The following is a 15077-nucleotide window of genomic DNA, read 5'->3' as shown; positions in this document are numbered from 1 at the left end:
AAATTGTTTAAAATCAAATTAAGTAAGTCTCGTGAAGCTTCTGAAAATCCCTTATAAGTAAAGGAGGCTTGTAATCCCGAAACGGAATTACATTGGTATCCAGACCTTCAAAAAGATTAATGTAGGTGTAGAAAAAAGTAGCAACAAAAGCCTGTTGCTCAAAATTTAAAGTGTCGAATGATAATTTTAACTCATCTTGTCCTTCAATAATTACCTGCTTATCTGTACAACAGGAATCCTCGGGCATACTAGATTCGCAATCATTTGTAGGTTGCTCCGCTTCCATTCCGCACGTGTGGGCGTTTTGAGAAAGCGAGAAATCGACTAGGGTTTCACCACAATAATGCATATCTACCGTGAACGACATCGTAGTGAATAACACTAAGGTCGCCAAAAATACTGATGCTATTTTATGGAAGAATGATTTCATTAACTTTCAAATTTAAAATAAATAAACTGAATACAGATAAGGTAACGTGATAATTAACAAATATAAAACGATTTAGGGAAACTGAGTTTGATTTTATTCAAATATTTCCGAAGCTAAACACATTTTTCCAAAAGTATATGCATCAAATTTTAAGAAAGATTTTTGTTTAACTATAAAAACATTTTATTAAACATCTTGTATCTTCACTGCATAAATTCAACAATCAAAATTTGCCTTTATTTTAATGCTATGTTTGGAATGTTTAAAAAGAAATCAGAAAAAGAAAAGTTAGAAGAACAATATGCTAAATTGCAAAAGGAATCGTTCGAGCTTTCTAAGACCAACAGAAAGCTAAGCGACCAAAAAGCTTTTGAAGCCGAACAGGTTGTGAAACAATTAGAAAAATTAAATTGAAATAATTAGTCTTAAAATGACCAAAGAAAAAAAACCCGATAACATAGTTTTTAATGTTGAAAAGCAAACGTATGACGCCTATTTAAAGCCTTACGGAACTAATATAGGGGCACCAAAAATTGTTGCTACTGACACTACTGCTTGGAAAAACCGAAGTATTAATAAAGTAAACCATAAAATTAATACCAAATTTTTAGAGCTGAAGGCAGCGTATGAAAAAATGATGGCAGAGTTTGAGTACAACAAAATTATATTTAACTCCGAATTTAACTTTGAGCCGGTTATTGGTGAAATCTATCATTTATACAATCGGAAATCCGGGAAAACATTTCTGTCTTTAATTTCGCCTAACGAGTGCAATTTTGATCATATTGGAAGTTTTTATTTGACTGTAGACCAAACTTGGAAAAAGGTAGAAAAATGACGCAGCAAACAGATTTAAACCTAAGGCAAATTGATCGAATAATTGAAATGGCTTGGGAAGATAGAACACCATTTGAAGCTATTGAATTTCAATTTGGATATACTGAAAAAGCCGTTATTAAATTAATGCGAAACGAACTAAAAGAAAGTAGTTTTAAACTCTGGCGAAAACGTGTTAATAAGGGTGTAAGCAGCAAGCACCTCAAGAAAAGAAATGCTGCTATTGGCAGGTTTAAATGTTCAAGACAACGCGCTATTTCTGGGAACAAAATAAGCAAACGTTAATTCAATTTTATCAGCTTTTATTGTTTTGGTTTCTGCCATTTCTCAAATTGTTCAAAATGCTTTTTAAACTTTGCTCATATAGATGTTATTTTAATTGATGGGCCATAAAACATTGAAATACTGTGGGTTGGGATTTTATAACACCTTTTGAATATTTAAATTAGATGTTTTTATTCAGTGAAGATTGAAAAGCCCTAATACTTCTAATTCGATAAATAACAATCTTATGTTCAAAATTCATTTTAACGAAATGATAAGAACTCATTCAATCCCTTACTAAATTAATAGTCCTAAATTTGGTTTCGACAACGGTCTTGGCAAGTTAGAATATAGCACTTAGGCAATTTTCAGACTTAGATACTATTTACACTGTAGAAAAAGTAAATTTCTGAATGACAAATATTTCTATTACAAATCCATTTAAAGCAAACACTTCCCTATTTAAATGGATAGTATTTATAATCGTCTTACTTCTTTTCAGCAATATGTATTCACAAAGAGTTTCTTTGGAGGGGAAAATCACTGCCGCAGCTGATGTTGACGTCGAAGGAATTAACATTCTGAATTTATCATCAAACAAAGGAACGGTTACAAATGCCAACGGAGAATTTTGGATTGCAGTTGCTTTAAACGACACGCTTTCTATTTCTGCTATCCATATTCAAGCCACAACACTTGTTATTGGCGACGAACAAATGGTGACTAAAAAAATTGCTATTAACCTTAGCGAAAAAATGAATGAACTTGCAGCTGTTACGCTAAGAAGATCGCTAACAAGTTATGTTGGCTCCGATGCCAATATTATTCATACAATCGAACCTATTACCGCCACATCTATAGGTTTGCCAAATGCCGATTTAAAGAAAATACCAAAAACCCAGCGATTACTTTCAGCGGCAAATTCTGGCCCTGTAGATGCGCTTATAAATATGATCTCGGGACGCACAAAAATGTTGAAGCGCCGTGTCGAATTTGAAAAAACATATCAATTAACCTTATCACTTCTTGATAAATTTCCCGAATCGTACTTTACCGACGCGCTTAAAATTGAAGAATTTAAGGTTTATTCCTTTATTTTCTATTGTGAAGACGACCCTGATTATAAAAAAGTTATGAAAGGAAACAGTATGGAAATTATTGCATTTTTGAATAGAAAAAGTCGGGAATATAGGTCACGAATTGACGAATAAGGGTTTGGGATGTACGATTTGGGATGTACGAATTGACGATTTTTGGGAATAATTGCTTCAACGCTCTTAAATTCTACAGTTTTTACCTATTCTAATTCTCCGTTACTGTAAAGTAGCTTTTTGTAGAAATAAACTGGCCTTTATTGGTGTAGCCTTCCAATAAAATTTCGAAAATTCCCGAAACATCTGATGTGTAAAACGCGGTAGTATATTCTGAACTAGTAAGATCCACTTGAGGATTCCAAAGTAATTGTACGCGATAATCGGGTATTCTTGAAAGTTTAGAACCTTCTTTATAATCAGGTTTAAAGTACTGTTTTTCTTCTACTGCCGGCTGTAAAGCAATCTTTTCAATTAGATTTTTTTCAGAAAGCACAAAATCACCTTTTATGGTTTCAATTGAAATAATTCCGCTAAATAATTTTGGGCCATAACGGTAAGGCTTACTAACAACTCGAATGCTTTTAATGTCTCTTGCGTTGTAGTTTAGTAGTTCCTCGTTGTCTTGAATCATCATTCCATCGAGCAGAACTAAAGGAGGGATATCATTAAATTTACCAAGTTTGTTGGGGTCATACTCATTATAAACCAAAAACCGTGTGTTTACTCCCGAACCCCTTATTGCTGCAAGCGTAATAATTTCTACAAAAGTCTCTCTCACCGTTGAAAAACGGGTAAAATCATCAAGCCTATAAAGCACCCCCATATCATTAAAAAATGTGGGATGTAATTTTCTGGGATGTACACTGTCCCGTTTTTTTTCAAAATAGGCATTTTCGACTTGAAGCTGAACGCTCCGTTCTTGCAACCATTCCTTAAGGTTTGGGTCAATCTTTAAAATACTTGGCTTCGAATTGCGCAAAATCAAATTTTTGTCATCCAAAACAAGTTCATAATTTTCGGTATCTCCCTTCTCTCCTATTATTTGTATTATACTTTTTTCTGCATTGTAATCCTCCAAAACTGAAAAGAAAAATCGTCCATACTTATCAGTTTTAGCCAGCTTGAAAACAAATTCTTTTCCAGGAATGGTAAATGAAACTTCCTTATTTACAACGGGAGTGCTATTCTTTTTAGATAAAACAACTCCTGTAACAACTTCTCCCCTGAGTTCAGGAAGATAAAAGGTTTTGAAACTGTTTTGTTGTGAATGCATTGAAACCTTATTCGAAATTTCTATAGGGTTCACTTGCCTTACAGAAAGCACATAATTTCCTTTATTTTTAATTGGCGACTCAAGTGATAATTTCACTTTCTCGCGATATCCGTAAGATTGTTTATCCGTTTTTATCCTGATGGATTGCTCATTACTCCCGTGAGTGAAAGAGCTAACGCCTTTCGTGTCTATCGCATTAACTCTCACGGTGTCAGCCGATTTTGAAACACCTCTGTTTTCCATAAAAGTATTTACAACGTAGATGGTTTTTTCATCAATAGCTTCGGCAGTGTTGTTACGGGAAAAGTTAGTGTATCCAATTAAGTTATAAACTCCTGTTTTTAAATCTGCTGGAAGGAAAAAATCGCCATATCCGCTCCCATTTTTCAATTTTAGTTTATGATTGAACACCACTGAATCACTTTGATTTCTTAATGAAACGTATGCTATTTTACTCAACTCACTCTCTTTATTTGCTTCATTTAGTATTGCTATTTTATAAAGCAACGCTTCTCCCGCTAAAAGTGCATTGGAGTTGATTGAAAGTGCTGGTTTTTCTTTTGGAAATACGTTTATATTAACATCGATTTCGTTTTTAGGAATTTGTGCAAATGCTCCAATTCCAATTAGAAGAAATACTACTATGTATAAGGTTTTATTCATAATTAATCTTCCCAAAAGTCGGGTTTTACATTTGATGAAAAATAAGTGCAAACACTACATTCGGGTTCAACAATTTTATAGATACCATTAGAGCTTCCGCTTATCACTTGATAACCGTAATATAAAATAGAAGTTCGCAGCACTTCTCGTTCATTGGGATCGTTATTTTTTCTGTAATCAAGGGTATAAACCTCACATTCTTGAAAATAAGGCGGTTTTGTAAAACCGAAATCTTCATAATTGAAAAATATTCTTCGGGAGCTTACTGATGAAACTTCAAAAAAACCGATTACTTTTTCGTCTGCATTTAAATTGGAAGTTATATTACCTACCGGATATCCAGGCTGTCCTTGCGATAGCAGACTTTCGGAATCACCCAAATCTTTTAAGATTTTATTGAAAGTAAACGCCTCAACACTTTGCACATATTGCCGAACCAAGATGCTGTAGCGCTCACGAAATTTAGGGTCTTTTTTTGAAATATATTTAATAGGATAACGAAACACCTTATTTTGATTCAAGGTGGTGGTACTTGTTTGAATAATTCCAGTTGAGTACTCAGTTGTGTAACAAACTTCTTCTGGAGTTCGAGGTGTAAGCACCACGGTATACGATTCGGGAAAAGGAACATAATCGGTTATTTCAACACTATAAGGTGATGGATGTGGAACCACAACTTTATATGTTTCTTCAAATTCGTATCTAAAATATTTTGCATTGCCCAATGGATCTTCTGTATTCACCAAAACTTCTACACCATCTTTATTTTCACTGTTTTCTATAACACGATCTGCAAAAAGCTCTCCAATGGGAACAACAGGGAGCATTTCAACATTGGAAGAACGATATAAACTACCATCGTTTGTACTAATTTCTAACCTATATAACACATTGGGCTGTGCACGGAATGGACGATCGGAAATATACAATCCTGTTTCGAAATCTTGCGAAAAATGGAAAAACCCGCCGTTGTTAGTTACCACATTTACATCTGCATTATCTTCAAACAATATTGAATTTGACTCTAAAGGCGATGTTCTGCTTAATTTAACAATTTGCCTTTTCATTTCATTAGTAATAGTGCTTTCCACCACCAAAATACTTTCATATCCTTGCGATTCTATTTCAAATGGTTCTGTACACCCCAATTGTAAAAGAAGGGCTGATAGCACTATTAATAATCCTACAATTTTGCTCTTCATTTTTAAAACTTAAAATTATACGTAATGGTAGGCACAGGCACCGAAAATATTGAAGTTTTATAGGCTTGAATTTGCCCCGCTTCATTAACAAAAAACACAGAATACGGATTGTTTCTTCCCAACACATTATATACTGAAATATTAATAAAACTATGCGCTAATTTGTTCCGTTTATGGTTTCCTTCAATATTTACACCTAGGTCTAACCTAAAATAATCTGGGATACGATATTGGTTTCTGTCGCTGTAAAGCACCTGTTCCTCTCCAGCAAAATAAAAACGACCAACAGGATAGGTAATCGGCCTTCCGGTTTGATACGTGAAGTTACCTGAAAAGCTAAATCGTTTGGTTAGTTTATAATTTGCTACTACCGTAAAATCGTGTGGCTTATCATAATTCGCTGGAAAAAAATTACCGTAATTCACGCGTTCTTGAAGCAACTGGCTATCGAGTTTTACAAAAGATCGCGAATAACTATAACCAAGATAACCGTTGAATCTTCCTTCATTTTTCTTCAATAGAAATTCCACACCATACGCTTTTCCTTGGCCTTGTAATAATTCGGTTTCTAAAGTTTCGTTTAAAATTAATTGAGCTCCAACCTTATAATCCAATATATCTTTCATCTTTTTATAATAACCTTCAACACTTAATTCGATGCTTTGATCGGGTAGGTTTTTGAAAAACCCAAGGCTATATTGACTAGCGCGTTGAGGTTCGACGTTTAAATCGGATAATTTCCAAATATCGGTTGGAGACATTGTTGTATTCGTAGATAAGAGATGCAAATATTGAATTGTCGTGTTAAATCCACCCTTTACAGAAAAGTTATTTCCGAGTAAATAACGTGCGGAGATACGATATTCAGGACCACCATAGGTTTTAATGAACTCATTGTTGTCATAGTTCTTCACTTCTATAATGGAATTTTCACTTTTTGGAACTCCCTCGGCGTAAACGTTTTGAGTAGCGGCGCCCAAAGAAGCATAGAACGAATAGCGTAAGCCTATATCGATTAACAATTTATCATTCACCTCAAACATATCTGAAAAATAAACAGCAGATTCTAAGCCTTTTTCGCGATTGATGCTTTTTTCCGTTACATCGGAGTTAGCACCGATTGGCGAAATATTACCAGGATCTATTGCGTATAACTTACTACTTAGTCCGTAGGTGAATTTATGCTGCTTACTGAATTTATAATTAAAATTGAACTTTGCTTGATATTCGTTTAGTTCATAACCAAAGTCGAAGTCTTTATTGGCGCGAGCTTCATAATTAATCCCGTATTTATACTGACTACTTGCAAAAAGCACCTCTGCCCTATTCTTTTCATTAAAAGCATGACCGTATTTAAATGAAATTAACCTGTTTTGATAGTCAAAAATAGAATCGGACGTAATACTAAAACGATCTTTACTAAAGTAAACAGTGCTTTCAAGCGTGTTATTATTGTCGATATTATGTTTGTATTTTACAATCCCGTCATAAAATGAAGCTTCACTATTTTTAAGTTGTTCTTCATCTAAACTTCTTAAAATCCAATCGGAATAAGTGGCTCTAAAACCTGCGATTACCGATGCTTTTTCTTTAACAATAGGTGCTTCAATAGCGAGGTTGGCTGTTATTGGCCCAACAGAACCTTCACCTTTAAATTTTTCCATGCTTCCTGATTTAGTTTCAATGTCGAACACCGAAGAAAGCCTTCCACCATATTCTGCTGGAATACTAGCTTTATAAACTTGCATACTCCCAGTGGTAAAAGGGTTTACTGCAGAAAAGAAGCCTAAAAAGTGTGAAGGATTATAAAGAACGGCATCGTCTAACAAAATAAGGTTTTGATCTGCCCTTCCCCCGCGAACGTTGAAACCACTAGATCCTTCACCTGCTGTTTTAATTCCTGGCATTGTTGTCGCAACCTTCAACAAATCACGCTCTCCCAAAACTAAGGGAATTGTTTTCACAGATTCAATATTGATACTCGTAACTCCAACCACAGCATCACGAACATTTACGTCTTTTTTAGACTTTACAACAACCTCCTCTAAAGATTCGGTATTTTCACGAAGGCGCAACTTTATTTCTCCATCGCCATACATTATCACGTCTTGTCGAATTTTTTCAAATCCTAAAAGATTCGTTTCCAACTTATTTAAACCGTATGGAAGCCGCAAGCTGAAATACCCGTTAGAATCGGTAACTGCGTATTTTGATCGATCTACAGTAGAAATTGAAAGATTTTGCAATGGTTCGCCTGTGCTCGAATTTGTAAATGTTCCAGAAAGCACATACGTTCTGTTAGCCGAATTTGGTAGTTGTTTCCCTATTGTTACCAACTTTCTATGCTGAATCGTAGTTTGGCTTGTATACTCTTCCTGAAAAATAGGAGCAATATTTTCCTGTTTATAGGTTTTCTTTTCTGCTGCCCCGTTAAAGAAATTCTCAGGTAAATTGGTATATATATACGAATTGTTTACGAGTATTATTTTTTCATCTCTCACAAGATAATTAATGTTTGTGTTCTCGAAAATTCCATCTAAAACAACGGTAATTGACTCATTTTCAAACGCTTTCGATACAAAGTAGCCTTTTAGCCAATCTTCATCAAAATAAAAACTGAATGAAGAAGCTTCTTCCAATTGTAAAACAGCCTCTTTTAAAGGTGTATTTTCAAATTGAATATTGATGTTCTGATTGTTCTGAGCACGAACCTTCCACAAAGAAATTAGCATTATGAGTAACAGAAGAAGGTGCTCTTTTTTCATATTTAAGCTATGGTAAATTTACAGGGTATCCAATTCGGGAAGTTTGTCTATGTAATTTGAAAGCTTTATCATAAAGCTATCTCGATCCTTTTTGTAGAGCGTTTTTTGAGATTTACGAAAGCTATTAATCTGATCCTTAACTTCGGGAAGTGCACGTCGTAAATCACTTATCGATTCTACTTTATAATAACTTTCTTTATACCTAAAAACATAATAATTTATAGGTTTAAAATTATGTTGAACTCCAGTATTTAATGCTTTTTCGCGTTTCTTTAGCCTGTGTTTAATATACAAATTGATAGCATTTCCTTCATAAGCTACTTCAAAAAACTCACTTTTTTCAAAAATTGTCTTTCGCATAAAATGGCGGCCGTGTAGTTTAAAGCTTGAAACAAATTCAGGAATAAGTTTGACTTCAAAAATGCTTAAGTTATCATTAGATTTGGTTAGTAAGTTATCTTCAAACACATCGTATTTCAACAATACATCTACGAAATACTCACCTTTATAAACGACTGAACCTTTCACATAATCGAACCTTTCAAGGTATCGAAAGGTGCCATTTGTATTGAGATAAGAGTCGGTAAATTCGGTACCGTTATAAAGGCTTGTGTTTTCTAATCCTACGAGTTGATCATACGTTTTGTATATATTATCTTGAGAAGCTGTTTGAGCAGTCGCAAAAAATGAAATGAAAAGAATAAGGAATAGAAATAGATACACTCGGTTCACGGGGGATCGTTCTGAAATTTCCTGAAAGTTACATAAAGTTTTACTTCATTTCCTAAAATAAATTATAAAATCATATTTTCAGATGTTTTTAAAATTTAAAAAATACTATTAATTTTAACTCGTTTTTAAAGTTATCACTTATAAAATCATCAATTCTAATACAACAACCAATAATTCAAATTTTTATGAAAAAAATTATTTTAGCCATTTTACTAATCGCAGTAATACTATCATGTAAAGAAAATGCAAAAGATGAACCTACTTCTATTGACACAGTCGCGACAAACTCAGCTATTTATTTTGGAGGTGATATTCTTACAATGGAAGGAGAAACACCTAATTATGCCGAGGCCGTAGTGCAGGAAAACGGCAAAATTGTATTTATTGGATCAAAAACTGAAGCCCTTAAAAAGTATCAAGGGAAGGCAAAAGAAATAGACCTTAAAGGAAAAACAATGCTTCCGGCGTTTCTCGATTCGCATGGACATTTTTTTAATGTTGGATTTACCGCTTTATGTGCCAACCTTCTTCCACCACCCGACGGTCCTGGAAAAAATATCGAAGCGGTCGTCAATACCTTAATTACGTATAAAGACTCTGAAGATGGCAAGTATATTCAAGATAAAATGGGTTGGATTATTGGTAGTGGTTATGACGACTCTCAATTAGAGGAAATGAATCATCCCAAAGCAACCGATTTAGACAGGGTTAGCACTGAATTTCCTGTTGTAATTATTCACCAATCTGGACATTTGGGCGTTACAAACACTAAGGGTTTAGAAATGTTGAATATCACGAAAGACACTAAGGATCCCGAGGGCGGTGTTATAAGAAGAGATAAAAATGGAAACCCAAATGGCGTGCTTGAAGAAGCTGCTATTTTTAATGTTTTATTTCCAATTTTAGCCAAAATGGATGACGAAATGGCGATGAAGTTTCTCAAGAAAGGACAAGAAGAATATGCTAAAAATGGATACCTAACCGCACAAGATGGGCGAACCACTCCAGAACAGCTAACGGCTTTAAAAGCAGGCGCTGATAATGATGTTTTCGTAATGGACGTAGTTGCATATCCAGATATAGCACTAGGTACAGATTATATTGCACAAGACGATTACAGTCCGTCGCACAACTACAAAAATAAGTTCAGAATCGGAGGTGTTAAGTTAACGCTAGATGGTTCTCCGCAAGGAAAAACAGCTTTTTTATCTAAGTGCTATCACGTAAATCCCGAGGGTAGAGATGGATGCTATAAAGGCTATGCAGTAATGGAAGACAGCACAGTTACCAACTTAGTTTCAACGGCATTTAAAAATAAGTGGCAAATTATCTGTCACAGTAATGGAGACGCAGCAATAGACCAATACATTCAAGCCGTAGATAAAGCTGAAAAAGAATATGATTATCCAGACCATCGCACTGTGCTTATTCACGGGCAGACCTTGCGAAAAGATCAAATTCCAGAACTGGTAAGGTTAAAAATGTACGCATCGCTCTTTCCAATGCATACGTTTTATTGGGGAGATTGGCACGTTGAATCTGTTTTGGGTGAGCCGAGAGCTTCATATATATCGCCAACACGAGATGTATTGGATGCTGGAATTAACCTCACTTCACACCACGATGCTCCTGTAACTTTCCCAAAATCTATGCGTGTTTTAGATGCCACTGTAAATAGAGTTACGCGAAGCGGAAAAGTATTAGGTCCCGATCAACGTTTAACTCCTTACGAAGGCTTAAAAACATTAACAATTTGGGCTGCAAAACAATATTTTGAAGAAAATAGTAAGGGAACTTTAGCTGAAGGAAAATTAGCCGATTTTGTTATTCTAGACAAAAATCCATTGAAAATCGATCCGCTTAAAATTAATGAAATAACTATAGTAGAATCAATTAAAGAGGGAAAAACCATTTATAAAAATTAAACCTTATTAACAGAAATAACTGCATATCCGCTATTGATCAAACAAACTTTTTTCATAGCGGATATTTAGTTTATAACGTATTCAAACTATGCCAAGTTTTTATTTGATAAAATCCCAAGTATCTTTGTTGAAAAGTCAGCGATGAAAGCAGCAAGTTTAAAAGATATTAAAACCGAATTAAAACACCATTCGGCTGAAGAACTGCTCGACTTATGTATTCATTTAGTAAAATCGAAAAAAGAAAACAAAGAACTCCTCACGTACCTATTGTTTGAATCTACAGATGAAGAGGCTTACATACAAAGCATTAAAAACAAAATAGATGCTGATTTTGAAGCTATAAACACCAAAACTTTCTTTTATATTAAGAAAAGTGTACGCAAAATTTTAAAGGAAATAAAGAAGTTTATCCGCTATTCCCAAAACAAAGAAACTGAAGTGGAACTTTTAATTTATTTTTGCCGTAAACTAAAAGATTTTAAACCTTCAATATCAAGAAACACAGCGCTTACCAATTTATACAACAGGCAACTCGATTATATTAGGAAGAAAATCAACACATTGCACGAAGACCTTCAATACGATTATAATTTGGAGTTAGCAGAGTTTTCTTGAAAGTGAGGGATAGTTAGTTTTCAGCAGACAATAGCATTTTACTGTTGTGCTTTGATGAATGAGCATGGAACAATTAGCAAACTTTAAACATTACTTTGCGACTTGGCGAGAAAATGTTTCACTGAGCGCGCAGAGACTAGAGAAAATATAAAATCTAAAACAAATGACAACACTATATCACAATCCCCGATGCAGCAAATCGAGAGAAGCGCTTCAACTTTTAGAAGAAAAAGGAGAAACCATAGAGGCTATTAAGTATTTAGAAACTCCTCCTACGCGTCAGGAATTAAGTCAGGTTATCGAGTTACTAGGCATTAAACCAATCGAATTGGTTAGAACCCAGGAAAATGATTGGAAGCAAAATTATAAAGATAAAGAACTCTCCGACGATGATGTAATTGATGCTATGATTGCATTTCCCAAATTAATTGAACGTCCCATTGCGATAAAAGGAACTCAAGCAGCTATAGGACGCCCGCCTTCAAATATTTTAAACATCCTGTAGTCTACTCAATTTCAATACAATGCGTCGTTAGCATTTTAGCCAAGCCACTTTTAACACAAATTTGGCAACATCTCTCTTAAACCAAAGGTAGTTTCGCGAGTCCTAAAAGCTAAAACTATTCAATGAGACTACTATTTTCACTTCTTATTCTTTTATCCACTGCTGGAGTACTTGCCCAACAGTCAGAAAAAAAACAAGTTACAATTAAAGGTAAAATCTTAGAAGATGGCACCAATCATCCATTAGAATACGCCACAGTTTCATTTACAGACGCAAGTGGTAAAATTGTAACAGGAGGAATAACAGACACCGAAGGATTATATAATATTAAGGTACCAGCAGGAGTATACACAGTTAAATATGAATTTATTTCATATAAAACGAAAACCTTACCTGATCAGAATTTAACTTCAAACACTACACTGCCCACAATTTCGTTAGCAATGGATTCTGCAAGTTTAGATGAAGTAGTAATTCGTGCTGAAACCACAGAGGTACAAATTAGACTCGACAAGAAAATTTACAACATAGGAAAAGATCTTACCTCGGGTGGCGCTACAGTTAGCGACGCTTTGAGCAATGTTCCATCTGTTACTGTTGATGTTGATGGTGCAATTGCCCTTCGTGGAAATGAGAACGTGAAAATATTAATTAACGGTAAGCCTTCTGCTATTGCTGGGTTTGGTTCTACCGATGCCCTTAGACAACTGCCTGCCGAAGCTATTGAGCGTGTAGAGGTAATCACTTCACCTTCGGCTCGATATGACGCTGAAGGAACTGCAGGAATATTAAACATCATCCTAAAAAAGGAAAAAACTTTAGGCCTTAATGGCTCTATTAGCACCAGCATCGGAGTTCCTTTAAACAGTAGTACTTCAGGAAATATAAATATTAGAACCGATAAGTTCAATCTTTTTAACACAACAGGAATTTATTATAGAAAAGCGCCTGGTCACGCCAAATTCGACAACCGATATTTTTCTAGGTCTTTTGTGGATGATTCAGGTCAAACTATTACCATAGACCCTCCATTCGACAATATTTATGAAGATAGAACTTACGACAGAGAACGTAAAGGATTCAACACAAATTTAGGTATGGAGTATTTTCTTACAGATCGTTCTTCTATAACCGGTAGCGTTTTTTATCGTGCAAGTAAAAGCGAAGATGTAACAGAAAACAATACATTTCGCTATCAAAACAACCTACTTTCAGATCAAAGTCTACGTATTGAGAATGAAGATGAAGACGATACCACAATTCAGTTTGCGCTAAACTATGAAAATAGATTTAACGACAAAGGCCATAAACTAACAGCCGACCTTCAGTTTGAAGATAGCAAGGAAAACGAGCAGGCTTTAATTAGGGATTTTAAGAAAATTCCGACCAATGAGCTATTACCTAAGGAGTTAATAAACACAGACGAAACTGGTAGAGAGTATCTGGCTCAAGTCGATTATGTACTTCCTATTGGAGAAAACGCGCAGTTTGAAGCGGGATATAGAGGCGATTTTAACGAAACAACAACAGATTATATGCTTCAAAACGAAGTAGGCAACTCTGGAAACTATGTGCGTAATGATAGCCTTTCAAACAAGTTTAATTATGAACAAAATGTAAATGCCATCTATTCTCAGTATGGAAATAAATTTGGAAAATTTTCATTCCTATTGGGTCTACGATTAGAAAATACAGTTATGAAGGGAAAGTTGGATGCTGAAGACGTTACCGCATCGACTTCTCTAAACCTAAACTTTGACAAAAACTACACAGGCCTGTTTCCGACAGTAAACCTAACGTACGAAATCAAAGAAAGTGAAAATATAACACTTGGATACAACCGAAGAATTAACCGACCAAGACGATGGTACTTAAACCCCTTCCCTTCGCGTTCAAGCGAGACGAATATTTTTCAAGGTAACCCAGGCCTAGATCCTGCTTATGCAAGTGCTTTTGATTTAGGATATCTCAAACGTTGGAAAAAACTTACATTAACAGCATCTATCTATTACCAGCACGAAACAGATTCTTTTGAACGTATTCAAGAAGAAACTGGTGAGCAAACGCAAAACGGGGTTAGTATAATTCGCTCTCTTCCCATAAACCTATCTACCAATCAGCGATATGGCTTTGAAGTTGGTCTTCTTTACAATCCTTTTAAATGGTTAAACTTAAATGGTAGTTTCAACTATTTCCAATTTAAAACAGAAGGCTTTTATAATGATATAGATTATGGTGCCGAAAATACAAGCTACTTTGGAAGGTTTAGTTCAAAAGTAAAACTTCCGCTTAAGATTGAATGGCAAACCAATGCTTTCTATCGCGGCCCTAGCAATAATGCTCAAACCGAATCTGACCCAATATTATCGGTAGATATGGCAATGAGTAAGGATATTATTAACGACAATGCAACTATATCATTAAACGCGAGCGATTTATTTAACACGCGTAAAAGAAACAGCATTACCACCACAAATACTTTTACTAGCGAAAGTGAATTCCAATGGAGAGCGCGAACAGTAACGCTAACCTTCTCGTACCGATTTAATCAATCTAAGCAACGTCAACGCGGACAACGTGGCGGCGGAATGGATGATAACGGCGGTTACGAAGGCTAAATAATAAATTCTTTTTACTTTAAATCTGCTCAGTTTTTGATTATTCAAAAACTGAGCAGATTTTTTTATTGATTATATTTTCAGCATACTTTTAACTGAACGCTTATTTTCTTATTTATTTTATATAAATTCACATAGATTTTTTGCGCAAAAT

General features: G+C 34.9%; 13 protein-coding genes. 8 read left to right on the top strand and 5 right to left on the bottom strand.

Annotated elements, in window-relative coordinates; all coding sequences use genetic code 11:
- Positions 1 to 13 precede the first annotated feature (13 nt).
- The gene (locus BLW28_RS00780) at positions 14 to 430 is read right to left on the bottom strand and encodes an HYC_CC_PP family protein (protein WP_073216333.1); all 417 of its coding nucleotides are present in this window, start codon (positions 428 to 430) and stop codon (positions 14 to 16) included.
- Positions 431 to 679: 249 nt separating this feature from the next.
- On the opposite strand from BLW28_RS00780, the gene BLW28_RS15545 reads away from it, so the two are divergent.
- The 4 genes from BLW28_RS15545 to BLW28_RS00765 all read left to right on the top strand — a co-directional run bounded on the left by BLW28_RS15545 (position 680) and on the right by BLW28_RS00765 (position 2742).
- Positions 680 to 844: a Lacal_2735 family protein gene (locus BLW28_RS15545; RefSeq protein ID WP_143036807.1), complete on the top strand. Its 165-nt coding sequence runs from the start codon at positions 680 to 682 to the stop codon at positions 842 to 844.
- A gap of 16 nt (positions 845 to 860) precedes the next feature.
- Positions 861 to 1268, top strand: a complete 408-nt coding sequence (locus BLW28_RS00775; RefSeq protein WP_073216330.1) for a DUF2452 domain-containing protein — start codon at positions 861 to 863, stop codon at positions 1266 to 1268.
- Positions 1265 to 1552, top strand: a complete 288-nt coding sequence (locus tag BLW28_RS00770; protein ID WP_073216476.1) for a TIGR03643 family protein — start codon at positions 1265 to 1267, stop codon at positions 1550 to 1552. The genes BLW28_RS00775 and BLW28_RS00770 overlap by 4 nt, the downstream gene beginning before the upstream one ends.
- A gap of 392 nt (positions 1553 to 1944) precedes the next feature.
- A complete protein-coding gene (locus BLW28_RS00765) occupies positions 1945 to 2742 on the top strand; it encodes a carboxypeptidase-like regulatory domain-containing protein (protein WP_073216327.1) in 798 nt (265 codons plus the stop codon).
- A 91-nt stretch (positions 2743 to 2833) separates the two neighbouring features.
- On the opposite strand, the gene BLW28_RS00760 is transcribed toward BLW28_RS00765, so the two are convergent.
- Genes BLW28_RS00760 through BLW28_RS00745 form a run of 4 tightly spaced genes read right to left on the bottom strand, consistent with a single transcriptional unit; the run spans position 2834 to position 9260 of the window.
- A complete protein-coding gene (locus BLW28_RS00760) occupies positions 2834 to 4561 on the bottom strand; it encodes a hypothetical protein (RefSeq protein ID WP_073216324.1) in 1728 nt (575 codons plus the stop codon).
- Positions 4562 to 4563: 2 nt separating this feature from the next.
- Complete coding sequence (locus BLW28_RS00755) at positions 4564 to 5763, bottom strand: DUF4249 domain-containing protein (RefSeq protein WP_073216322.1); 1200 nt, start codon at positions 5761 to 5763, stop codon at positions 4564 to 4566.
- Positions 5764 to 5765: 2 nt separating this feature from the next.
- The gene (locus tag BLW28_RS00750; RefSeq protein ID WP_073216319.1) at positions 5766 to 8528 is read right to left on the bottom strand and encodes a carboxypeptidase-like regulatory domain-containing protein; all 2763 of its coding nucleotides are present in this window, start codon (positions 8526 to 8528) and stop codon (positions 5766 to 5768) included.
- Between the two features lie 18 nt (positions 8529 to 8546).
- A complete protein-coding gene (locus BLW28_RS00745) occupies positions 8547 to 9260 on the bottom strand; it encodes a hypothetical protein (RefSeq protein WP_073216317.1) in 714 nt (237 codons plus the stop codon).
- 185 nt (positions 9261 to 9445) lie between these two features.
- Here BLW28_RS00745 and BLW28_RS00740 point away from each other — a divergent pair, with 185 nt between their 5' ends.
- The 4 genes from BLW28_RS00740 to BLW28_RS00725 all read left to right on the top strand — a co-directional run bounded on the left by BLW28_RS00740 (position 9446) and on the right by BLW28_RS00725 (position 14923).
- Positions 9446 to 11185, top strand: coding sequence for an amidohydrolase (locus BLW28_RS00740; protein WP_073216314.1), 1740 nt, complete (start codon positions 9446 to 9448; stop codon positions 11183 to 11185).
- Positions 11186 to 11326: 141 nt separating this feature from the next.
- Positions 11327 to 11800, top strand: coding sequence for a hypothetical protein (locus BLW28_RS00735; RefSeq protein ID WP_073216311.1), 474 nt, complete (start codon positions 11327 to 11329; stop codon positions 11798 to 11800).
- 163 nt (positions 11801 to 11963) lie between these two features.
- The gene (gene arsC / locus BLW28_RS00730; RefSeq protein WP_073216308.1) at positions 11964 to 12305 is read left to right on the top strand and encodes an arsenate reductase (glutaredoxin); all 342 of its coding nucleotides are present in this window, start codon (positions 11964 to 11966) and stop codon (positions 12303 to 12305) included.
- 122 nt (positions 12306 to 12427) lie between these two features.
- Positions 12428 to 14923, top strand: coding sequence for a TonB-dependent receptor (locus BLW28_RS00725; RefSeq protein WP_073216302.1), 2496 nt, complete (start codon positions 12428 to 12430; stop codon positions 14921 to 14923).
- Positions 14924 to 15077: the final 154 nt, after the last annotated feature.

It is taken from the genome of Aequorivita viscosa, assembly GCF_900106795.1.
GTDB classification, from domain to species: Bacteria; Bacteroidota; Bacteroidia; order Flavobacteriales; family Flavobacteriaceae; genus Aequorivita; species Aequorivita viscosa.
Note: the sequence above shows the minus strand (reverse complement) of the source record. Positions and strands in the feature narration are given on the sequence as shown.

What these genes read in the sequence shown, in the direction of transcription:
- BLW28_RS00780 (WP_073216333.1), bottom strand. Translation starts at nt 430, where the DNA reads ATGAAATCATTCTTCCATAAAATAGCATCAGTATTTTTGGCGACCTTA.
- BLW28_RS15545 (WP_143036807.1), top strand. Translation starts at nt 680, where the DNA reads ATGTTTGGAATGTTTAAAAAGAAATCAGAAAAAGAAAAGTTAGAAGAA.
- BLW28_RS00775 (WP_073216330.1), top strand. Translation starts at nt 861, where the DNA reads ATGACCAAAGAAAAAAAACCCGATAACATAGTTTTTAATGTTGAAAAG.
- BLW28_RS00770 (WP_073216476.1), top strand. Translation starts at nt 1,265, where the DNA reads ATGACGCAGCAAACAGATTTAAACCTAAGGCAAATTGATCGAATAATT.
- BLW28_RS00765 (WP_073216327.1), top strand. Translation starts at nt 1,945, where the DNA reads ATGACAAATATTTCTATTACAAATCCATTTAAAGCAAACACTTCCCTA.
- BLW28_RS00760 (WP_073216324.1), bottom strand. Translation starts at nt 4,561, where the DNA reads ATGAATAAAACCTTATACATAGTAGTATTTCTTCTAATTGGAATTGGA.
- BLW28_RS00755 (WP_073216322.1), bottom strand. Translation starts at nt 5,763, where the DNA reads ATGAAGAGCAAAATTGTAGGATTATTAATAGTGCTATCAGCCCTTCTT.
- BLW28_RS00750 (WP_073216319.1), bottom strand. Translation starts at nt 8,528, where the DNA reads ATGAAAAAAGAGCACCTTCTTCTGTTACTCATAATGCTAATTTCTTTG.
- BLW28_RS00740 (WP_073216314.1), top strand. Translation starts at nt 9,446, where the DNA reads ATGAAAAAAATTATTTTAGCCATTTTACTAATCGCAGTAATACTATCA.
- BLW28_RS00735 (WP_073216311.1), top strand. Translation starts at nt 11,327, where the DNA reads ATGAAAGCAGCAAGTTTAAAAGATATTAAAACCGAATTAAAACACCAT.
- arsC (WP_073216308.1), top strand. Translation starts at nt 11,964, where the DNA reads ATGACAACACTATATCACAATCCCCGATGCAGCAAATCGAGAGAAGCG.
- BLW28_RS00725 (WP_073216302.1), top strand. Translation starts at nt 12,428, where the DNA reads ATGAGACTACTATTTTCACTTCTTATTCTTTTATCCACTGCTGGAGTA.